Below are 24,847 nucleotides of genomic sequence, written 5' to 3' on the forward strand. Positions count from 1 at the left end.
TTCTCGTCAACCGTGAATTATCAGGCAGGTTCCCCATGCAGTTCAGCGACTTACTGGCAGCGATCTCCACCCACGCGATCCGTCTGCAAATGGAAGAAGGCGATCTGATCGTCCTGGGCGATGACCAAGCGTTGGACGACGCGCTCTGGGATCAATTGATCGCACACAAATCCCAACTGCTGGAGTTGGTCGCCGAACATGGCGGTGACTGGCTGAGCCCGGCCTACCGCATCACCCCGGATATGCTGGCGCTGGTCAACCTCGACCAGCCGGCCATCGACCGCATCGTCGCGGCGGTCCCAGGCGGTGCGGCGAATGTGCAGGATATCTACCCGCTGGCGCCGCTTCAGGAAGGTATGCTCTATCACCACATCTCGGCGCAGAAGGGTGACCCTTACGTGCTGCACGCGCAGTTCGTGTTCGACAGCCGCGCACGCCTTGAGGCCTTTGCCGAGGCGCTGCAATGGGTCATCGACCGTCACGACATTTTGCGCACTTCGATGGTCTGGGAGCGCCTGGACGAACCGCTGCAGGTGGTGTGGCGCAAGGCTGTGCTGGCCTGCGAAGAGGCGCAGCTGGACGGTGCTGACCGCCTGGCTCAATTGCTCGCTCGCTATGATGCCCGCGCTTATCGCATGGACCTGGGCCAGGCGCCGCTGCTGCGCCTGGTGTTCGCTGACGACCCAGCCAACCAGCGGCTGGTGGCGATGCTGTTGTTCCACCACACCATCCTCGATCACACGGCCCTGGATGGCGTGCGGCATGAAATCCAGCTGTACCTGGCCGGGCAGCAAGCCCAGGCCCCTGCACCGGTAGCGTTTCGCAGCTATATCGCCCAGGTGCGCCATGGCGTCAGCGAGCAGGCCCATGAGGCGTTCTTCCGCGACATGCTGGCGGATATCGATGAACCGACGCTGCCGTTCGGCCTGCAAGATGTGCAGGGCGATGGCCAGGGCATCGACGAAGTGCGCATCCCTGTCGACAGCGCTCTGAGCCGCCGCTTGCGTAGCGTGGCGCGCCCGCTGGGGGTGAGTGTGGCGAGCCTGATGCACCTGGCCTTGGCGCGGGTGCTGGGCGCAGTCTCCGGGCGGGAGGCGGTGGTATTTGGCACTGTGATGCTCGGGCGCATGGGGGCGGGCGAGGGCGGTGAGCGGGCATTGGGCATGTTCATCAACACCTTGCCACTGCGCGTGGATGTGGGTGAGCAGGGCGTGCGCGCTGCGGTCAAGGTCACCCATGAGCGCCTCACGCGCTTGCTCGATCACGAACATGCGTCCCTGGCGCTGGCACAACGGTGCAGCGGCGTGGCGGCGCCTACGCCGCTGTTCAGCGCGATACTTAACTACCGTCACAGCGCCGCCACTGACATGGCGGCGGTGATCGAAGTGGCCGACGGCATCCAGGTGCTGGGCGCCGAGGAGCGCACCAACTACCCGCTGACGGTGAACGTCGATGACCTGGGTGAAGACTTCGCCCTGACCGTGATGGTCGATGCCTCCATTGGCGCGCCACGGGTTGCCGGTTACCTGCACGCGGCCTTGGAAAGCCTGGCCGGCGCCCTCGAACAACGACCGGAGATGCCGCTCTGCGGCCTGAACATCCTGCCTGACGCTGAACGCCATCACTTGCTGCACACCTTGAACGACTGCCCCACGCACTACGCCGACACCCAGCTGATCCACCAGCAAGTCGAAACCCACGCCACCGCCCAGCCCGATGCCATTGCGTTGTCCTTCGAGCAACACGCCCTGACCTACCGCCAACTCAACGAACGCGCCAACCAGGTCGCCCACGCGCTGCTGGCTCACGGCGTGCGCCCCGACGCGCGGGTGGCGATCTGCGTGGAGCGCGGCCCGCAGATGATCATCGGCCTGCTGGGCATCCTCAAGGCCGGCGCCGGCTATGTGCCCATCGACCCGGCCTATCCCCAGGAACGCATCGCCTATACCCTGGCCGACAGCCGGCCGGTGGCGGTGCTGGTACAGGCCGACACGGCGCAGCGGGTCGGCGCACTGGCCCGGATCGACCTCGACCACCTGGGCCCGTTGCCCATCAGCAACCCCCGGCTGCACCTGAGCCCGGCCAACCTGGCCTATGTGATCTACACCTCCGGCTCCACCGGCCAGCCCAAGGGCGTGATGATCGAGCATCGCCAGGTCGCGCGCCTGTTCGGCGCCACTCAGCAGTGGTTCGGCTTCAATCATCATGATGTGTGGGCGTTGTTCCATTCCTTTGCGTTCGACTTTTCCGTGTGGGAAATCTGGGGCGCGCTGATGCACGGCGGCCAGTTGCTGATCGTGCCGCAACTGGTCAGCCGCTCACCGGATGAGTGCTACGCGCTGTTGTGCGATGCCCAGGTGAGCATCCTCAACCAGACGCCGAGTGCGTTCCGCCAGTTGATCGCGGCCCAGGGCAACAGCGCCCAGTCCCATTCCCTGCGCCAGGTGATTTTCGGCGGCGAAGCCCTGGAACCGGGCATGCTCAAGCCGTGGTACGCACGGGCGGTGAATGCCGGTACGCAACTGGTGAACATGTACGGCATCACTGAGACCACCGTGCATGTGACCTACCGGGCGCTGGAAGCAGCCGACGCGCACTTGGTCGGCATGAGCCCGATTGGCGTGCGTATTCCTGATTTGCAGTTGTACGTGCTGGATGCACGCCGCGAGCCCTTGCCCCTGGGTGTGGTGGGCGAGTTGTACGTGGGCGGCGCCGGGGTGGCGCGTGGTTACCTCAACCGCGAGGCGCTGAATGCCGAACGCTTCGTCGCCGACCCGGCCACCGGCCTGCGCATGTACAAGACCGGCGACCTCGGCCGCCTGCTGGCCGACGGCAGTGTCGAGTACCTGGGGCGTAACGATGACCAGGTCAAGGTCCGGGGTTTCCGTATCGAACTGGGTGAAATCCAGGCGCATCTGGCCACGGCCAACGGCGTGCGCGATGCGGTGGTGATCGCCCGTGAAGATCAGCCGGACGACAAGCGCCTGGTGGCCTATGTGATCAGCGATGGCGAACTCAACGTGGCCGCCCTGCGTGACCATCTGCTGCGCAGCCTGGCCGAACACATGGTGCCCAGCGCCTTCGTGCGCCTGGACACGCTGCCGCTGACCACCAACGGCAAACTCGACCGCAAGGCCTTGCCCGCACCCCATGCCGACGCCGTGGCCCGGCGCGCGTATGCGGCGCCCCAGAGCGCGGTGGAAACCACCCTCGCCAGGCTCTGGCAAGACCTGCTCAACGTCGACCGTGTCGGTCGTGAGGACAATTTCTTCGAACTCGGCGGCCATTCGCTGCTGGCGGTCAAACTGATCGAACGCATGCGCCAGGTCGACCTCAGCGCCGATGTGCGCGTGCTGTTCGGCCAACCCACTTTGGCGGCGCTCGCTGCGGCGGTGGGCGGCCAGCAGACCGTGCAGGTGCCGGCTAACCCCATTCAAGCAGACACGCAGGCCATCACCCCGGACATGCTGCCCCTGGTCGAGCTGGATCAGGCCGCTATCGACCATATCCTTGAGGCCGTGCCCGGTGGCGTTGCCAACGTGCAGGACATCTACGGCCTGGCGCCGTTGCAGGCCGGCATTCTCTACCACCACCTGGCGACCACCGAGGGCGACCCTTACGTGTTGCAGGTGCAGTTGCGCTTTCACGACCAAGGCGCTGTCGATGGGTTCGTAAATGCGCTGCACTCGGTGATCGAACGCAACGATATCCTGCGCACCGCCATCCTCTGGGAGGGCCTGGAGGAACCGGTGCAAGTGGTGTTGCGCCAGGCGCCCTTGGTGGTCGAACGCCTGGATGCCTTGGGCGGCGATGCACTGACGCACCTGCAACAGCGTTTCGACCCACGCCACTATCGCCTGGACCTGTCACGCGCCTCGCTGATGCGCCTGGCGTATGCGCAGGACACCCAAGGCGTGGTCGGCATTTTGCTGCTGCACCATGTCCTCCTCGACCATACGGCCCTGCAGGTGCTGGTCGAAGAAATGAGCGCCAGCCTGCATGGCCACAGCGCGCAATTGCCTGACGCGGTGCAGTACCGCAACTACGTGGCCCAGGCCCGCCTCGGTGTCACCCAGGCCCAGCATGAAGCCTTCTTCAGCCAGATGCTGGGCGACATCGACGAGCCGACCCTGGCCTTCGGTTTGCAGGACGTGAATGGTGACGGCAGCGGCATCCATGAAGCGCGCCTGCCGCTGGAGCCGGCGCTTAACCTGGGCTTGCGCGAACAGGCGCGGCAACTGGGTGTGAGCACCGCGAGCCTGGTGCACCTGGCCTGGGCCCAGGTGCTGGGGCAGGTGTCTGGCCAGCAGGAGGTGGTATTCGGCACGGTGTTGCTGGGCCGTATGCAGGGCGGCGAGGGCGCTGACCGGGCGCTGGGGATGTTCATCAATACCTTGCCGCTGCGGGTCAGCCTTGGCAGCGTCGGCGTGCAGGCCGGCGTGCGCGCTACCCATGCGCGCCTGGCGCAACTGCTCGGGCACGAACATGCCTCGTTGTCCCTGGCCCAGCGCTGCAGCGGCGTGCCGGGCTCGCTGCCGCTGTTCAGCACCTTGCTCAACTACCGGCACAGCGCAGCCGATGAAGCGCCGGGGGACAACCCCTTTGCCGCTTCCGGTATCGAGATTCTCAGCTCCGAAGAGCGCAGCAATTATCCGCTGGTGCTCAACGTCGATGACCTCGGCACGGGCATGCGCTTGACCGTGCAAGGCGTGGCCGAACTGGATGTGCAACGGGTGGGCAACTACATGCTCACCGCACTGCGCCACCTGGTGACTGCGCTGCAACAGGCGCCGACCACCGCGTTGCACAGCGTGTCGATCGTGCCGCCGGCGGAGCGGCGCAAACTGCTGCAGGACTTCAATGCCAGCGCCCGTGAATTTCCGTCGCACCTCAGCGTCGCCCAACTGTTTGAAGCCCAGGTGCTGGCCCGGCCGGAAGCCACGGCGGTGGTGCATGGCGAACACTCCCTGAGCTACCGCGACCTCAACCGCCGTGCCAACCGGCTCGCCCATTATTTGCTCAACCAGGGCGTGCAGCCGGGTGAGCCGGTCGCCCTGGCGCTGCCGCGCTCAATTGACTTGATCGTCAGCCAATTGGCGGTACTCAAATGCGCTTCGGTCTACGTGCCGCTGGACGTCAATGCGCCGCCTGAACGCCAAGCCTTCATGGTGCAGGACAGCGGCGCCCGTCAGCGGCTGGACAACCTGGCCGAGCTGAACCTGGACGTAATGCCTGCGACCAACCCCGCGGTGGCCCAGAGCTCGGACAGCGTGGCGTACATCATGTACACCTCCGGCTCCACCGGTACGCCCAAAGGCGTGTTGGTGACCCATCGCGGCATCAGCCGGCTGGTGATCAATAACGGCTACGCCGACTTCAACCCCCATGACCGCATCGCGTTTGCATCCAACCCGGCGTTCGACGCCAGCACCATGGATGTGTGGGGCGCGCTGCTCAACGGCGGCCAGGTCCAAGTGATCGACCACGCCACCTTGCTCGACCCGCTGGCATTTGGCGCTGAACTCAAGGGCGCTACGGTACTGTTCGTCACCACCGCGCTGTTCAACCAGTATGTGCAACTGATTCCACAGGCCCTGGCCGGCCTGCGCATTTTGCTGTGCGGCGGCGAACGTGCCGACCCGGCAGCCTTTCGCAGCCTGTTGGCGCAGGCTCCGGCGTTGCGTCTGGTGCATTGCTATGGGCCGACGGAAACCACCACCTACGCCACCACGTATGAAGTGCGCGCGCTGGCCTCAGATGCCGACAGCGTGCCGGTGGGGCGGCCGATTTCCAACACGCAGATCTATGTGCTGGATGCACAGTTGCAGCCGGTCCCGCTGGGCATCACCGGTGAAATCTGCATTGGCGGGGAGGGCGTTGCCAAGGGCTACTTGAACCGTGCGCAGTTGACCGCCGAGAAGTTCGTGAACAACCCCTTTGTCGATCAGCCTGGGGCACTGATGTATCGCACTGGCGACCTCGGGCGCTGGTCGGAAGATGGCCTGCTGGAGTGCCTGGGGCGCAATGACGACCAAGTCAAAATCCGCGGTTTCCGTATCGAACTGGGCGAGATCGAGGCACGCCTGGCCAGTTGTGCGGGTATTCAGGAGGTTGCCGTGCTCGCCCGTGAAGACGTGCCGGGGGACAAGCGCCTGGTGGCCTATTTCACCTGGGCCGGCGCAGATCTGGGCATTGACCAGGTACACGCGCACCTGCAAGGCCAACTGCCGGACTACATGCTGCCGTCGGCCTATATGCCGCTGGCCAGCCTGCCGTTGACCAACAACGGCAAGCTGGACCGCAAAGCATTGCCGGCACCCGACCAGGCCGCCTTTATCAGCCGTGGCTACGAGGCCCCCCAAGGCGAGGTGGAAAGCCTGCTGGCGCAGATCTGGCAGGACGTGCTCAAGCTTGAACGCGTGGGGCGTCATGATCACTTCTTCGAACTGGGCGGGCATTCGTTGCTGGCGGTCAGCCTGATTGAACGCATGCGCCAAGTGGGCCTGAGCGCCGATGTGCGCGTGTTGTTCAGCCAGCCAAGCCTGGCCGCGCTGGCGGCAGCCGTGGGCAGCGGCAGAGAAATCGTGGTGCCCGCCAATGGCATCCCCGCCGGCTGCACACAAATCACGCCGTCGATGCTGAGCCTGGTGCAGCTCACCCCGCAGGCCATCGCGCGCATTGTCGCCAACGTGCCGGGTGGTGCAGCGAATATCCAGGATATCTACCCGCTGGCGCCGCTACAGGAAGGCATTCTCTACCACCACATCAGTGCCGAGCAGGGCGACCCGTACCTGCTGCAATCGCGCATGGCCTTTGACACTGTCGAGCGCCTGCACGCCTTTATGGGCGCGCTGCAACAGGTGGTGGCGCGCCACGATATTTTGCGTACCGCTGTGGTGTGGGAAGGGCTCGACAGCCCGGTGCAAGTGGTGTGGCGCGCCGCCCAACTGGCGGTGCAGGAGGTGATGCTCGACCCGGCCGGCGGCGACGTCATGGCGCAACTGCACGGGCGTTTCGATGCGCGTCACTACCGCCTGGACATTACCCAGGCGCCGTTGCTGCGCATGGTCTACGCCCAGGACCCCACGCACAACCGGGTCGCGGCGATCCTGCTGTTCCACCATCTGGCGCTGGACCACACCGCCATGGAAGTGGTGGGCCAGGAAATGTGTGCCTTTATGTTCAACCAGGCCCAGGACTTGCCTGCCGCCGCGCCGTTTCGCAACTATGTGGCCCAGGCGCGGCTGGGCGTCAGTGTGGCGCAGCATGAGCAGTTTTTCCGCGACATGCTCGCCGAGGTCGACGAGCCGACCTTGCCGTTTGGCCTGCAGGATGTGCAGGGCGATGGCCGTGCAATCGAAGAAGCCAAGGTGCACCTGGAGGCAGGCCTGGCCCAGCGCGTACGCCAGCAGGCGCGCCAACTGGGCGTCAGCGCCGCCAGCCTGATGCACCTGGCCTGGGCCCAGGTGTTGGGCCTGGTCTCGGGCCGCGATGAGGTGGTGTTCGGTACGGTGCTGATGGGCCGTATGCAAGCCGGCGAGGGCGCAGACCGTGCGCTGGGGATGTTTATCAACACCTTGCCGCTGCGGGTCGACGTTGCAGCCGGTGCGACGCAGGCGGTCAAAGCCACCCATGCGCGCTTGAGCGCCTTGCTCGGGCACGAGCATGCGTCACTTGCGCTGGCCCAGCGTTGCAGCGGTGTGCCGACCAGCACGCCGTTGTTCAGCGCCTTGCTCAATTACCGCCACAGCAACCCCGACGACATGGCCCGCGACGGCCACGGCATCTGGGAAGGCGTGCAACTGCTGGGCGGCGAAGAGCGCAGCAACTACCCGCTGACCCTGAGCGTGGATGACCTGGGCGAAGGCTTTGGCCTGAGCGTGCTGGCGGTGCCGCAGATTGGCGCGCAACGCCTGTGCGACTACATGCTCAGTGCCGTGCAGCAACTGATTGTCACCCTGGAGACGGCGCCCCACAGTGCGCTGCACCCATTACCGATTCTGCCCGCCGCAGAGCGCGACACGGTACTGCGCGAGTTCAACGCCACCGCCCACGACTTCCCCCATGGCCAGACCCTGCACGGTGCGTTTGAAGTGCAGGCCGAGCGCCAACCCCATCGCATTGCCGTGCAGCAAGGCAGTGAGGCGCTGACGTATCAGCAGCTCAATCAACGGGCCAACCAGTTGGCTCATCACTTGCTGGAACTCGGCGTGCAAGCCGACGACCGCGTGGCGCTGTGCTGCCGTCGCGGCCCGCAGATGCTGGTGGGGCTGTTGGGCATTCTCAAGGCTGGCGCGGGCTATGTGCCGATCGACCCTGCGTACCCCGCCGAGCGTATCGCCTACTTGCTGCAAGACAGCGCGCCCGTGGCGGTGTTGGCCGAGACCAGTACCCGGGAGCTGCTCGGTTCGGTTGCCCTGGTCGATCTGCATGACCCCGCCTGGCAGCGCCACGCCGTCAGCAACCCGCAATTGCCCGCCCTGACGCCCGCGCACCTGGCGTACGTGATCTACACCTCCGGCTCCACCGGCCAGCCCAAGGGCGTGATGGTGGAACACGGTACGGTGGAAAACCTGGTGCATTGGCACTGTGAGGCCTTTGGTCTGACAGCGGTAAGCCACACCAGCAGCGTGGCTGGCATGGGCTTTGATGCCATGGCCTGGGAGGTCTGGCCAGCCCTGTGTGTCGGCGCGACCCTGCACCTGCCGCCCGCCGAGATTGGCAACGAAAACATCGATGAGCTGCTGGCCTGGTGGCTGGCACAGCCGTTGGACGTGAGCTTCCTGCCGACGCCGGTGGCCGAATACGCCTTCAGCCTGCCCCAGCAGCACCCCACGTTGCGCATCCTGCTGATCGGCGGTGATCGCTTGCGTCAGTTCAGCCAGGAGCGGCGCTTTGCGGTGGTCAACAACTACGGCCCCACCGAAGCCACGGTGGTTGCCACCTCCGGCCGCGTGCGGGCCGGGCAGGTGTTGCATATCGGCCGGCCTGTCGCCAATGCCACCAGCTATGTGCTGGACGCGCACCTGCGCCCGGTACCGGTGGGTGTGGCCGGTGAACTTTATGTGGGCGGCAGCGGCGTGGCGCGGGGTTACCTCAACCGTGCCGAGCTGACGGCCGAACGCTTCCTGCAAGACCCGTTCAACGCTGGGCGCATGTACCGCACCGGTGACCTGGTGCGTTGGCTGCCCGATGGCAACCTTGAATACCTGGGCCGTAACGACGACCAGGTAAAACTGCGCGGCGTGCGGGTGGAACTGGGTGAAATCGAAAGCCGCCTGGCGGCACTGGACGGCATCCGTGAGGCCGTGGTGCTGGTGCGCGAAGGCCGCCTGCTGGCCTGGTTCACCGAACAGCGCCCGTTGCAGATCGAGACCTTGTGTGCGCACCTGCAAGCCCAGCTTCCCGAGGCGCTGGTGCCGGTCGCCTATATGCAGCTCGACCAGTTGCCCCTGACCGCCAATGGCAAACTGGATCGCAAGGCACTGCCGCAGCCAGACCAGTGCGCCTTGCTCAGTCGTGAATACCAAGCCCCCCAAGGTGACGTCGAAACCACCCTGGCGCGGCTGTGGGCCGAGGTGTTGCAGGTGGAGCAGGTGGGTCGCCATGACCACTTCTTCGAACTGGGCGGCCATTCATTGCTGGCCGTCAGCCTGATTGAGCGCATGCGCCAGGCCGGCCTCAGCGCTGATGTGCGCGTGCTGTTCAGCCAGCCAACCCTGGCCGCGTTGGCCGCCGCTGTCGGCAGTGGCCGCGAAGTGCAGGTGCCGGCCAATCGCATCAGTGCCGGTTGCCAGCGCATCACCCCGGACATGCTGGCCCTGGTGGACCTCGACCAGTCGGCCATCGACCAGGTGGTGGCCCAGGTGCCGGGAGGCGCTGCCAACGTGCAGGACATTTACCCGCTGGCGCCGTTGCAGGAAGGGATTTTCTATCACTACCTCACGGCGGCGCAGGGCGATCCTTACCTGCTGCAATCGCATCTGGCGTTTGACAGCATCGAGCGCCTGCACGCCTTTGTGCGCGCCCTGCAACAGGTGATCGACCGCCACGACATTCTGCGCACCGGGGTGGTGTGGGAGGGCCTGGCACAACCGCTGCAAGTGGTGTGGCGCCAGGCGCAGTTGTGCGTACAGGAACTGCACCTGCAAGGCGACGTACTCGCCGGCCTGCACGAGCGCTTTGATGCGCGGCGTTATCGCCTGGAGATCAGCCAGGCGCCGCTGATCCGCCTGATGTACGCCCAGGACCCGGTCAACCAGCGCGTGGTGGCGGTGTTGCTCTATCACCATATCGTGTTGGACCACACCGCCTTCGACGTGGTGTTGCGCGAAATGCAGGGCCACCTGTTGGGCCACGCCGCGCCCACCGCCGCGCCAATGCCGTATCGCAACTATGTGGCCCAGGCGCGCCTGGGTGTCAGCGAACAGGAGCATGAGCAGTTCTTCCGCCAGATGCTGGATGATGTCGATGAGCCAACGCTGCCGTTCGGCTGGCAGGACGTGCGCGGCGACGGCAATGCCATCGACGAACATACCCTGCAACTGGACAGCCCGCTCAACCGCCGCCTGCGCAGCCAGGCGCGGTTGCTGGGGGTCAGCGCTGCCAGCCTGTTCCACCTGGCCTGGGCACAGGTGCTGGCCGCAGTATCGGCGCGCCATACGGTGGTGTTCGGCACGGTGCTGGTGGGCCGTTTGCAAGGCGGCGAGGGCGCCGACCGCGCCCTGGGCGTGTTTATCAACACCTTGCCGCTGCGCCTGGATATCGACGACCAGGGCGCACGCGCCGCCGTGCGGGCCACCCATGCGCGTCTCACCGAATTGCTCGGCCATGAACACGCCTCCCTGGCCTTGGCCCAGCGTTGCAGTGGTGTAGCGGCCCCGGCGCCGTTGTTCAGCTCGATGCTCAACTATCGCCATCGCGGCGCCGCCACCCGCTCGGCGGATGCGCAATTGGCGTGGGAAGGCATGCAGACTTTGGTCAATGACGGGCGCACCAATTACCCCCTGACCCTGAACGTGGACGACCTGGGCGACGGCTACGCGTTCACTGCCCTGGCCCAGGTGGATGCGCAGCGGGTGTGCGGCTATATGCATAACGCGTTGAGCGGCCTGGTCGAGGCTCTTGAGCAGGCGCCGCACCAGGCGCTGAACCGCCTGCCGGTGCTGGGACTGCAAGAGCGGCAACAACTACTGGTGCAGTTCAACGCCACCGAGGTGAACTACAACCTCGACCAGACCCTGCACGGGCTGTTTGAAGCCCAGGTTATGCGCACCCCGCAGGCCGTGGCGGTGAAGGCCGGCGAGCACACCTTGAGCTACCAGCAACTCAATGAACGCGCCAACCGCCTGGCCCATCACCTGTGTGACAGCGGTGTGCGCCCGGATGCACGGGTGGGCATCTGCGTCGAGCGCGGCCTGGACATGGTCATCGGCCTGTTCGCCATCCTCAAGGCCGGCGGTGCCTATGTGCCGCTGGACCCGGCGTACCCGCCAGAGCGCATCGCCTACATGCTGCACGACAGCGCGCCGGTGGTGGTGCTGGCCCAAAGCGCCACCCGCGCTTTGCTGGGTGACGCGGTGGTGATCGACCTCGACCACAGCACCTGGCAGCACCAACCCGTCACCAACCCGCCAGTACCGGGCCTCACTGCCCGGCACGCGGCCTATGTGATCTACACCTCCGGTTCCACCGGCCAACCCAAGGGCGTGATCAACGAACATGCCGGGGTGGTCAACCGCCTGTTGTGGATGCAGGACGCCTATGGCCTCAAGGCCCACGATGCGGTGTTGCAGAAAACCCCGTTCAGCTTCGATGTGTCGGTGTGGGAGTTCTTCTGGCCGCTGTTCACCGGCGCACGCCTGGTGATGGCGCGCCCTGAAGGGCACAAAGACCCGGCGTACCTGTGCGAGGTGATCGCCGCGGAGCACATCACGACCCTGCACTTTGTGCCGTCGATGCTCGATGTGTTCCTGGCCCACGGCGATATCAGCCAAGCGGTGGGATTGGTGCGGGTAATGTGCAGCGGCGAAGCGCTGCCGGGCAGCCTGGTGCGGCGTTTCAAGCACCAGTTGCCGGGGATTGGCTTGTACAACCTGTACGGGCCCACCGAAGCGGCAGTGGACGTGACGGCCTGGAACTGCGCCCGCCCTGAGGTGCCGGACAACACCCCGATCGGCAAGCCGATTGCCAACACCCGCCTGTATGTCCTCGATGGGCAGTTACAGCCGGTGCCGTTGGGCGTGGCCGGTGAGCTGTTCATCGCGGGCGTGCAAGTGGCGCGGGGTTATCTGAACCGCCCTGAGCTGACCGCCGAACGCTTCCTCGACGACCCGTTCACCCCGGGGCGCATGTACCGCACCGGTGACCTGGGCCGCTACCTGCCCGATGGCACGCTTGAGTACCTGGGTCGCAATGATGATCAGGTCAAGATCCGTGGCCTGCGCATCGAGCTGGGCGAAATCCAGGCGCGGCTGATCGAGCATCCGGCGGTCAAGGACGCCGTGGTCGTCGCCCGTGATCAGCGCCTGGTCGCGTATTACACCGGCGCACCCGCCGACATCGACAGCCTGCGCGCCCAGCTGTTGCAGCACCTGCCGGACTTTATGGTGCCGGCGCTGTTCATGCACCTGGACGCCTGGCCCCTGAGCCCCAACGGCAAGCTCGACCGCAAGGCCCTGCCCGCACCGGGTATGGACGCCTTGCAGGTACGTGAGTACGCGGCGCCTGAAGGCGACACCGAGGTCCTCCTGGCCCAGCTCTGGGCCGAGCTGCTCAAGGTGGAGCGGGTAGGGCGCCACGACAACTTCTTTGAACTGGGCGGGCACTCGCTGCTGGCCGTGAGCTTGATCGGGCGCCTGCGCCAGGAAGGCATGGAAGCCGATGTGCGCGGGTTGTTCGAACAACCGACCCTGGCCGGCTACGCCGCAATGACCGAACGAATGGAGATCGTCCTGTGAACATCCTCGAGCTGCTGGCAACCCTGAAAACCAAGGATGTGCAACTGGCGCTCAAGGGCGAGCAGTTGTCGGTGAACGGCAACAAGCACGCCTTGAGCGACCCGGCGATATTGGCCGCCTTGCGTGAACACAAGCCGGCGCTGATCGAACTGATCAAGGCCGGTGAATACACCGCGACCAAGGCCGGTGAGGTACAGGTGCCGGCCAATGGCATCCCGGCCGCTGCCGAGCGCATCACCCCCGCGATGCTGACCCTGTCGACCCTGAGCCAGGACGAGATTGAGCGCATTGTCGCCACGGTGCAGGGCGGCGTGGCGAACATCCAGGACATCTACCCGCTGGCGCCGTTGCAGGAAGGCATCCTGTTCCACCATGTGAGTGCCGAGCAGGGCGACCCCTATGTGATGCAGTCGCAGTTCGCCTTTGACAGCCTTGCGCGTTTCGATGCGTTTGCCCAGGCGCTGCAACGGGTGATGGACCGTCACGACATCTTGCGTACCGGGATGGTCTGGGATGGCCTGGCGCAACCCTCGCAAGTGGTGTGGCGCCAGGCGCGCCTGCCGGTGCAAGCCTTGATGCTGGACCCGGCCGACGGCGATATCGCCGCGCAACTGCATGACCTGTTTGATGCCCGCCACTACCGCCTCGACGTCACCCAGGCGCCGTTGCTGCGCCTGGTGCGCGCTGAAGACCCGGCCAACCAGCGCATCGTCGCCACCCTGTTGTTCCATCACATGGCGCTCGACCACAGCGCCCTGGACGTGGTGTGCCACGAGATGCAGGCGTGCCTGTCGGGGCAAGGCGCGGCCCTGGGCCAGGCCGTGCCGTTTCGCAACTATGTGGCGCAGGCGCGGCTGGGGATCAGTGAGCAAGAGCATGAACGTTTCTTCCGGCAGATGCTCGGCGATATCAGCGAGCCTACCTTGCCGTTCGGTTTGCAGGATGTGCAAGGCGATGCGCGCGGTATCGCTGAAGTCAGCCTGCCATTGGCGCCGGCATTGGCCCAGCGTTTGCGCGTACAGGCGCGCCAACAGGGCGTGAGCGCTGCCAGCCTGTTTCATCTGGGCTGGGCTCAAGTGCTGGCGGTGTTGGCCGGCAAGGCCCAGGTGGTGTTCGGCACCGTATTGATGGGGCGCATGCAGGGCAGCCATGCCACCGACCGCGCCCTGGGCATTTTCATCAATACCTTGCCGTTTCGCGTGGACGTGGACGCCCAGGACGTGCGCACCGCCGTCAAGGCCACCCACTCACGGCTGACCACGTTGTTGCGCCATGAACACGCGGCGTTGGCCCTGGCCCAGCGTTGCAGTGGCGTGCTCGCGCCGACGCCGCTGTTCAGCGCGCTGCTCAACTATCGCCACAGCGCGTCCGCCGCCAGCGCCGAGGCCGTGTCGGCGTGGCACGGCATCACCGCACTGCGCGCCGAGGAACGCACCAACTACCCGCTGACCCTGAGCGTGGACGACCTGGGCGAGGGCTTCGGCCTGAGTTTGCTGGCCAGCACCCTGGTCGACCCTCAACGCGTCTGCGCCTACCTGCACACCGCGCTGGAAAACCTGGTGAGCGCACTGGAACAGGCCCCCCATACCGCGCTTGACCAACTGTCGGTGGTGCCCGCTGCCGAACAGCGTTTGCTGCTGGAACAGTTCAACACCACCCAGACCGTCTTCCCCCAAGGCACCACCCTGCACGGCAGGGTCGAAGCCCAGGCCGCGCTCACGCCGCACGCCATCGCCGCGGTGCATCAGGGCCGGCAACTGACCTACGCCGAACTGAACCAGCAAGCCAACCTGCTGGCCCATCATCTGTTGGCACTGGGGGTCAAGCCCGACGACCGCGTGGCGATTGTGGCGCGGCGCGGCCTCGATACCCTGGCCGGGTTGCTGGCGATTCTCAAGGCCGGTGCCGGTTATGTGCCGGTGGACCCGTCCCACCCGGCCGAGCGTCTCCACTATCTGCTCAGCGACAGTGCGCCGGTAGCCGTACTCACCCAACACGCGTTGCTGGAGCGCTTGCCGGCGCTGGATGTGCCGGTGATCAACCTCGACCGCTTCACCTGGCAGCACCATTCGGCGAGCAACCCCACAATCGCCGTCGGCCCGACGAACCTGGCCTATGTGATCTACACCTCCGGCTCCACCGGCTTGCCCAAAGGGGTGATGGTGGAACACCACACTGTCGCCAACCTGGTGGACTGGCATTGCAGCGCCTTCGACCTGCGCGCCGGCCGGCACACCGCCAGTGTTGCCGGTTTCGGCTTTGACGCGATGGCCTGGGAAGTGTGGCCGGCGCTGTGTGTGGGCGCCACCTTGCACCTGCCACCGGCCCATGAGGGCGGCGAAGATATCGACGCACTGCTGGCCTGGTGGTGCGCGCAGCCATTGGACGTGAGCTTTCTGCCGACGCCGGTGGCGGAATACGCCTTCAGCCAGAACATCGAGCACCCGACCTTGCGCACCTTGCTGGTCGGTGGCGACCGCCTGCGCCAGTTCGGGCGGGCGCAGCGCTTTGAGCTGATCAACAACTACGGGCCCACCGAAGCCACGGTGGTGGCCACTTCCGGCAAGGTCGAGGCGGGCCAGCCGTTGCATATCGGCAAGCCCATCGCCAATGCCAAGGTCTACGTGCTCGACCCACACCAGCGCCCGGTGCCGCTGGGGGTGGCGGGGGAGTTGTACGTGGGCGGCAAAGGCGTGGCACGCGGTTACCTCAACCGCCCGGAACTGACCGCCGAGCGTTTTGTGCGCGACCCGTTCAATGCAGGGCGCATGTACCGCACCGGTGACCTGGTGCGCTGGTTGCCGGACGGCACGCTCGACTACCTGGGGCGCAACGATGACCAAGTGAAAATCCGTGGCGTGCGCATCGAACTGGGCGAAATCGAAACCCAGCTCAACCAATTGCCCGGCATCCTCGAAGCAGTGGCGGTGGTGCGTGAGGAACGGCTGGTGGCCTACTTCACCGAAAACCCACAACTGGACCCGCTGACGCTGGCCGAGATTCGCGCCCACCTGGTGGCGCATCTGCCCGACTACATGGTGCCTGTCGCGTTCATGAAGCTCGACGCACTGCCACTGACGGCCAATGGCAAGCTCGACCGCAAGGCCCTGCCGGCGCCGGACATGGCCGCGGTATTTACCCGCGAGTACGCCGTGCCCCAGGGCGAAATCGAAACCGTGCTGGCGCAGATCTGGGCCGACGTGTTGCAGGTGCCACGCGTGGGGCGTTACGACCATTTCTTTGAGCTGGGCGGGCATTCGCTGCTGGCCATGCGCATGGTGTCTCAGGTGCGCCAGCGGCTGGGCGTCGAATTGGCGCTGGGCGACCTGTTTGCCAACGCTGAACTGGCGGCGGTCGCCGAGGTGCTGGCCCAGGCCGGTCGCAGCACCTTGCCGGATATCTTGCCGGCCAACCGTGATGACGACGTGCCGCTGTCCTTCGCCCAGCAACGCCTGTGGTTCCTGGCGTTGATGGAAGGGGCCAACACCGCCTACAACATTCCCATCGGCCTGCGGTTGCGCGGGCAGTTGCATGTACAGGCGCTGCAACGGGCCCTGGCGCGCATTGTGGCGCGGCATGAAACCCTGCGCAGCCGCTTCGCCCAGCAGGGTGACCAGGCCCAGGTGCTGGTCGTGCCGGCCGAAGAGGTGTTGGCGCTGCAAGTGCAGGACCTGCGTCGCCACCCGCAGCCGCAACAGGCCCTGGACGCGCTGATCCACGGCGAAGCCTCGGCACCGTTCGACCTTGAGCGCGGCCCGTTGCTGCGCGGGCGCCTGGTGGTGATGGCCGATGATCACCATGTGCTGTTGCTGACCCTGCACCATATCGTCTCCGACGGCTGGTCCATGGGCGTGCTGACCCGCGAGCTGATGGCGCTGTACCAGGCTTTCAGCCACGGCCACGCCGACCCGCTGCCGCCCTTGCCGATCCAGTACGCCGACTTTGCCGTGTGGCAACGCCTGTGGCTGAGCGGCGAGGTGCTGCAGCGCCAAAGCAGCTACTGGCAACAGGCGTTGGCCGGTGCGCCGGCGTTGCTGACCTTGCCCACCGACCGCCCGCGCCCGGCGCAGCAGGACTACGCTGGCAGCAGTGTCGAAGTGCGCCTGGATGAGCGCCTCACCGCCGGGCTCAAGGCCTTGAGCCAACGCCATGGCACCACCTTGTACATGACCTTGATGAGCGCTTGGGCTTCGCTGTTGGCACGCTTGTCCGGGCAGCCCGAGTTGGTGATCGGCACGCCGGTGGCCAACCGCATGCGCACCGAAGTCGAAGGGCTGATTGGCCTGTTCGTCAACACCCTGGCGCTGCGTATCGACACCTCGGGCGAGCTGAGCACCGAGGCATTGCTGGCGCGGGTCAAGGCGCTGATCCTGCAAGCCCAGGCCCATCAGGACTTGCCCTTCGAGCAGGTGGTGGAAATTACCCGGCCGCCGCGCAGCCTGGCCCACAGCCCACTGTTCCAGACCCTGCTGAGCTGGCAGGACAGCAGCGCGCCGACCCTGGCCCTGGGCGACCTGGCCCTGGAGAGCATTGTCGAGCACAGCCATTTCGCCAAGTTCGACCTGTCGTTGAACCTGGGCGAAGTGCAGGGCAGCATCCTCGGTGCGCTGGAATATGCCGTGGCCCTGTTTGACGAATCGACGATGCAGCGTTACGTCGGCTACTTCACCCGCGTGTTGCAGGCCATGGTCGATAACGACCAGGCAGTGCTGGCGCACGTGCCGCTGGTGGATGCGCGCGAGCGTCGGCAACTGCTGGTGGATTTCAACTCCACTGCCGTTAGCTACAACCTCGACCAGACCCTGCACGGCCTGTTTGAAGCCCAGGTGCTGCGCACGCCCCAGGCCATTGCCCTGAAGGCGGGCGCGCAGCAACTGAGCTATGCCGAACTGAACACGCGTGCCAACCAATTGGCCCATCACCTCCAAGCCCTGGGTGTGCAGCCCCAGGCGCGGGTGGCGATCTGCGTGGAGCGTGGCCTGGACATGGTCATTGGCCTGTACGCGATCCTCAAAGCCGGCGCCGCCTATGTGCCGCTGGACCCGGCCTACCCGCTGGAACGCATCACCTACATGCTGCACGACAGCGCGCCGACGGTGGTGCTGGCCCAGGCCAGCACCCTTGGGTTGCTGGGCGAGGTCCCGGTGGTCAACCTCGATTCACCCACCTGGCAGCACCAGCCCACCCATAACCCGCAGGCGGCCAGCGTGGCGGCCTATGTGATCTACACCTCCGGTTCCACCGGCCAGCCCAAGGGCGTGATCAACGAACACCCTGGGGTGGTCAACCGCCTGCTGTGGATGCAGGACGAATACGGGCTGACCGCCAGCGATACGGTCTTGCAGAAAACCCCGTTCAGCTTCGACGTGTCGGTGTGGGAGTTCTTCTGGCCGCTGTTCACTGGCGCACGCTTGGTCATGGCGCGCGCTGGCGGGCATAAAGACCCTGACTACCTGTGCCAGGTGATCGAGGCCGAGCGGGTCACAACGCTGCATTTTGTGCCGTCGATGCTCGACGTGTTCCTGGCCCACGGCGATGTCAGCCAGGCCGCCGGGCTGGTGCGGGTGATGTGCAGCGGCGAAGCCCTGCCGGGCAGCCTGGTGCGGCGCTTCAAGCAGCAATTGCCGGAGGTTGGCTTGTACAACCTGTATGGCCCCACCGAAGCGGCGGTGGATGTCACCGCATGGGACTGCGCGGGTGCCTTGGTGCCGGATAACACGCCCATCGGCAAGCCGATTGCCAACACGCGCCTGTATGTACTGGACGGGCAGTTGCAGCCGGTGCCATTGGGGGTGGTCGGTGAATTGTTCATCGCAGGCGTGCAGGTGGCGCGGGGTTACCTCAACCGCCCTGAGCTGACCGCCGAACGCTTCCTCGACGACCCGTTCACCCCGGGGCGCATGTACCGCACCGGTGACGTGAGCCGCTACTTGCCTGACGGCACTCTCGAGTACCTGGGGCGCAATGATGACCAGGTGAAGATTCGTGGCCTGCGCATCGAACTGGGGGAAATCCAGGCGCGCCTGACCGAGCATCCAGCGGTGCAGGAAGCTGCCGTGATTGCCCGCGAGCAGCGCCTGATCGCCTATTACACCGGCGTGCCGAGCGAGGTCGAAAGCCTGCGCGCCCACCTGCTGCAACACCTGCCGGAATTCATGCTGCCGGCGAGCTTTGTGCATCTTCAGGTGCTGCCGCTGAGCCCCAACGGCAAGCTCGACCGCAAGGCGCTGCCGGCGCCGGGCCTGGACGCGTTGAGTGTGCGCGACTATGAAGCGCCCGTGGGTGATACGGAAATCACCCTGGCCGCACTGTGGGCTGAATTGCTCAACGTGGAGCGCGTGGGCCGGCATGACAATTTCTTTGAATTGGGTGGCCACTCATTGCTGGCAGTCAGCCTGATGGGGCGCATGCGCCGCCTGGGCTTGTCGGCAGATGTAAAAGTACTGTTTGGCCAACCGACCTTGTCCGCCCTGGCCGCGGCCTTGGGCGGTGGGCGTGAAGTGGCGGTGCCGGCCAATCGTATCGCGGCCGATTGCACCCGGATTACGCCGGACATGCTTACGCTGATCACCCTGGACCCCGCTGCCATCGAGCGCATCGTCGCCTGCATCCCCGGCGGCGCGGCCAATGTGCAGGACATCTACCCGCTGGCACCCTTGCAGGCCGGCATCCTGTATCAGCATCGCGCCGTGCAGGGAGACGACGCCTATGTGCTGCAGGCGCAGTTTGCCTTCGACAGCCGCCTGCGCCTGGACGCCTTCGCCCACGCCTTGCAGGCGGTGATCCAGCGCCATGACATCCTGCGTTCATCCTTCCACTGGGACGGGCTGGAGGAGCCGGTGCAGGTGGTGTGGCGCACCGCCTCATTACGGGTTGAAAACGGCCCGGTGCCGCCACGCCTGGACCTCGCCAAGGCACCCTTGATGCGCCTGGTGTATGCCGAGGAGTCGCAACGGGTGGTGGCGACGTTGCTGTTCCACCATCTGGTGATGGACCACATCGCGTTGGACATCCTGCAACACGAAATGCAGGCCTTCCTGTTGGGCACCCAAGACACCTTGGCCGCGCCCGTGCCGTACCGCAACTACGTGGCCCAGACTCGTCTGGGCGCTGAGGACCACGAGACGTTTTTCTGCGAGATGCTCGCTGAGGTCGACGAACCCACCGACCTACCGCACCTGGGCGCCGATGAGCGCGTGAAGGTGAGTCTCGACCTGGGGTTGAGTCGGCGCCTGCGCACTCAGGCGCGTCAAGCCGGCGTCAGCGCCGCCAGCCTTATGCACCTGGCCTGGGCCCATGTGCTGGGCACGGTCTGCGCCCGTGAACAGGTGGTGTTCGGCACGGTGATGCTCGGCCGCCTGCAAGGTGGCGAAGGCGCCGAGCGTGCCATGGGCGTGTTTATCAATACCTTGCCGTTGCGAGTCGACCTGGGTGAACACTCGGTACTGACCGCGCTGCGTGCCACCCATGGGCGCCTGACCCAACTGCTCAGCCATGAACACGCGCCTTTGGCGCTGGCCCAGCGTTGCAGCGGCGTACCGATGGCTACGCCGTTGTTCAGCGTGCTGTTCAACTACCGCCACAGCGCGCCCCAGGCCGGGGGCGTGGCCGAGGCGTGGCAGGGGGTCGAAGTGCTCCAGACCGAGGAGCACACCCACTACGGCGTGTCGGTGAGCGTGGATGACCTGGGTGAAGGTTTCAGCCTCACGGCCATGGGGCAGGGGGCCCGACGCTTGGGCGACTACCTGCATAACGCCTTGGCGCAGGTGGTGCAGGCGTTGGAAGAGCGCAGCGACATCGCGCTCAATGGCTTGTCGATCCTGCCCCAGGCCGAACGCCAGCAACTGCTTGAGGGCTTCAACGTCACGGCCCGCGCGTTCCCCCGTGAACACAGCGTGCAACAGCTGTTCGAAGCCCAGGCCCAGGCGCGCCCCGATGCGGTGGCGGTGCTGCATGGCGAACAACGGATAAGCTATGGCGAACTCAACCGCCGCGCCAACCGCCTGGCCCATCACCTGCTCGGCCTGGGTGTGTGCCCCGGCGATAACGTGGCGATCCTGCTGCCACGCTCGGTGGCGTTGTTGATCAGCCAACTGGCGATTCTCAAATGCGCCGCCACCTATGTGCCGCTGGACATCAACGCGCCGGCCGAACGCCAGGCCTTCATGCTGCAAGACAGCGGCGCTGCCTGGCTGTTGACCGGCAGCGACTGCAGCGTGGAGAGCGCGACGCAGCGCCTGGACCTGGACACCCTGGCCCTTGACTCACACCCCGACCACAACCCGGGCCTGCCGCAATCCTCGCACAGCGTGGCGTACATCATGTACACCTCCGGCTCCACCGGCATGCCTAAAGGCGTATTGGTGCCGCACCGTGGCATCACGCGCCTGGTGCTCAACAACGGCTACGCCGATTTCAATCCCCATGACCGCGTGGCCTTCGCTTCGAACCCGGCGTTCGATGCCAGCACCATGGATGTGTGGGGGGCATTGCTCAACGGCGGTCAGGTGCAGGTGATCGACCACGCCACCTTGCTCGACCCGCTGGCGTTTGGCGCGGCACTTCAGGGCGTGACGGTGCTGTTCGTCACCACGGCGCTATTCAACCAATATGTGCAACTGATTCCCCAGGCCCTGGCCGGCTTGCGTATTTTGCTGTGCGGCGGCGAACGTGCCGACCCGGCGGCGTTTCGCAACCTGCTGGCATTGGCTCCGGGGCTGCGCCTGGTGCATTGCTACGGGCCGACCGAAACCACCACCTACGCCACCACTTATGAGGTGCACGCGCTTACCGCTGATGCCGACAGCGTGCCGGTAGGACGACCCATTTCCAACACGCAGGTCTACGTGCTGGATACGCAGTTGCAGTTGCTGCCTGTGGGGGCGACCGGTGAAATCTGCATCGGCGGCGACGGTGTCGCCCAGGGCTACCTGAACCGCCCTGAATTGACGGCGGAAAAGTTCGTGCAGAACCCGTTCAGCCCAGGCGCCTTGCTGTACCGCACCGGCGACCTCGGGCGCTGGAGCGCGGACGGCCTGCTGGAGTGCATCGGGCGCAATGATGACCAAGTGAAGATCCGCGGCTTCCGCATTGAGCTGGGTGAGATCGAAGCAGGCATGGCGACATTCGCCGGCATTCGCGAAGGGGTGGTGCTGGCCCGCGAAGACGTGCCGGGGGACAAACGTCTGGTGGCCTATTTCACCTGGGCGGGCGAGCCGGTCGGCATCGAGTCGGTGCGCGCTTACCTGCAGGCGCACTTGCCGGCCTACATGGTGCCCTCGGCCTTTGTCGCACTGGAGCATTTGCCGTTGACGGCCAATGGCAAGGTCGATCGCAAAGCCTTGCCGTTACCGACGTGGGACGCTTCGGCCAGCGGCACATTTGAAGCACCGGTCGATGCACTGGAACAGACCTTGGCCCAGCTGTGGGCCGAGGTGCTGAAACTTGAGCCGGTGGGGCGCCATGACAGTTTCTTTGAACTGGGCGGGCACTCCTTGTTGGCGATGCGCCTGGTCAATCGGCTGGACGAGGCCGGGTTGCCGGTGTCGCTGGCCGAGCTGTTCGAGCATGCCAGCGTGGCCTCGGTCGCGGCGCTGCTGCGCCTGCGCGGTGACGACGTGCTGCCTGAGACGGCGGTGATCACGGTGCGCAGCCGTGGGTCGCAGGCACCGTTATTTCTGGTGCATGAGTTCAGCGGCATGGACGTGTACTTCCCGGCGCTTGGCCAGCACCTGCCGGGCGATTACCCGATTTATGGCCTGCCGGGCCTGGCGCTGGGCGAGGCGCACTTGGACAGCATGGAAGGCCTGGCTGCGCGCATGGTCGGGCTGATTCGCCAGATCCAGCCCCACGGCCCTTACCGGCTGGCGGGGTGGTCTTTTGGTGGCGTGCTGGCCTATGAAGTTGCCATGCAGTTGCTGGGGCAGGATGAGGCCGTGGCGTTTCTCGGCTTGATCGACAGCTACGTGCCGCGAATGACCGACCAGGGCAAAGCGCGCTGGAGCGGGCCGGATGCCCTCAAGCGGCATTTGTTGTTGCAGTGCACGGCCTATTGGAAGGCACAGGGAGGTGTGGATGAGCTGGCGAGCCTGGACCAACTGGAGGCAGGCCTTGGACAGCTGGACATTGCGGCTTTGCTGCAACGCTGTCGCGATCAAGGTTTGCTATACGCGCAAATGGCAGCGGCGACGGACGCCGACCTGTTGAGCTTTTTGCAACGGGAAGTCGGGCATGGGCATGCCCTGGCCCACTACAGCCTGTTCCCGCTGCCGATCCCGGTGCACCTGTTCAGCGCCGAGCAGCGGCCCACCGAACTGTCGCGGCGCAGTGCCGCGCTGGGGTGGGACACCGCCCTGGCGCCTGGGCAACTGCGCCAGGTGCAGGTGCCGGGGGATCACCAGAGCATGATGCAGGCGCCGCATATCCAGAGCCTTGGCCAGGCCATGAGCCAAGCGCTGGCGGCGAGCACCCCGGTGAGTTGCGCGGCGCACTCACCCTTGCTGCGCATCCAGAGCGGGTGCGCCGGTTATGCACCGGTGTTCTGCGTGCCGGGCGCGGGAGACAGCGTCACCGGCTTTGTCGGCTTGAGCGAAGCTTTGGGGCGCGACTGGCCGCTGTATGGCTTGCAGCCACGCGGGCTGGATGGCGAAGCGGTGCCCCATAGCCAGGTGGAAGCGGCGGCCCAGTGTTACCTGGCCGCGCTGGAACAGGAATGCCCCGAGGGGCCGGTGCATCTGGTGGGGCATTCGTTCGGCGGCTGGGTGGCGCTGGAAATGGCGTTGCGCTTGCAGGCGATGGGGCGTGAGGTGGGCTCTTTGACGGTGATCGACAGCGAGGCGCCGGGGCGTGCGAGCAAGGCTTATACCTCGACGGCGGCGTTGTTGCGGTTGATCGAGGCGATGCAGTTGGCGGCTGGGAAGTCGCTGGGGATTGATGCTGTGGACTTTGCCGGGCGCGATGAGGTGGCGCAGCGGCAAGCGTTGCATGGGGGGATGGTGAGTGTGGGGTTGTTGCCAGCGCGTGCGGCGGTGGAGGCGATGAATGGGCCGGCGCGTACTTACGCGGCGGCGTTGCGCACGGTGTATCAGCCGCAGGGGCGGTATGACGGGGTGGTGCGGCTGGTGTTGGCGCAGGACCCGGCGCTGGATGCGGCGGGGAACCAGCGTGAGCAGGGGTTGATGGTTGAGGGGTGGCGAGGGCAGGGGGGTGGGTTGCAGGTTTGGTATGGCGGGGGGAATCACTTTACGTTGCTCAAGGCGCCGAATGTTTTGGGGTTGGCCAGGTGGTGGTTGGAAGGGGTGGCTGTGGAGGTTGTTTCGTGAAGGTTGTAAACCTGTCTGAATGTGGGAGCTGGCTTGCCTGCGATAACGGTTTGTCTGCGTACATATCCATTCCTGCGGTAACGGCCACTTATGGTTCCGCTCTGACAGCGGGTCACTTTTGGAAAGGCCCAAAAGTAACCAAAAGGCCTTCGCCCCACCACTCGGCACCTCGCCTAGGCTCGGTGTGCCCGAACGCAGTTTTTGCAGCGTGGGCCGCCGCAATGGGCCATCCCTGGCCCAGTGCGGCTAACCCGGCGTCCTGCCGGGTTACCCACGCTGCAAAACCTGCGTTCGGCCAGCGTGGTTTAACGGGGCGATTGCAGATCAAAAGCAGAGCGCGGCGGCCTTATAGCCGACCGGTTTTTGAAGGTGAACTCGGTGAGATATGTGGGGGCAGGCATGCCCCCGGTAACCACGATGCGAAGCGAGCCGCTCTTGATCTGCTTTTGATCTTAAGCGCCCCGTTAAACCACGCTGGCCGGAATTCGACAGTGATTGGGGGGGTAAACCGGCAGGGATGCCGGTTTAGCCGCCCCGCGCCATGGATGGCGCGTGGCGGCGGCCCCC

Annotated in this window: 2 protein-coding genes; both read left to right on the forward strand. The window is 65.6% G+C overall.

Features of this window, described 5'->3' with window-relative positions; all coding sequences use genetic code 11:
* The first annotated feature begins 35 nt into the window (after nucleotides 1–35).
* Nucleotides 36–12,959 carry a non-ribosomal peptide synthetase gene (locus E1K68_RS11465; protein ID WP_212614114.1) on the forward strand — a complete coding sequence of 4,308 codons (12,924 nt, stop codon included), beginning with the start codon at nucleotides 36–38 and terminating at the stop codon, nucleotides 12,957–12,959.
* Nucleotides 12,956–24,280 (forward strand): non-ribosomal peptide synthetase, encoded by an 11,325-nt coding sequence (locus E1K68_RS11470; protein WP_212614115.1) that lies wholly within the window; start codon nucleotides 12,956–12,958, stop codon nucleotides 24,278–24,280. Before E1K68_RS11465 ends, E1K68_RS11470 begins: the two co-directional genes overlap by 4 nt.
* Nucleotides 24,281–24,847: the final 567 nt, after the last annotated feature.

This window comes from Pseudomonas sp. B2021 (genome assembly GCF_018135665.1).
Taxonomy (GTDB): Bacteria; Pseudomonadota; Gammaproteobacteria; order Pseudomonadales; family Pseudomonadaceae; genus Aquipseudomonas; species Aquipseudomonas lactis.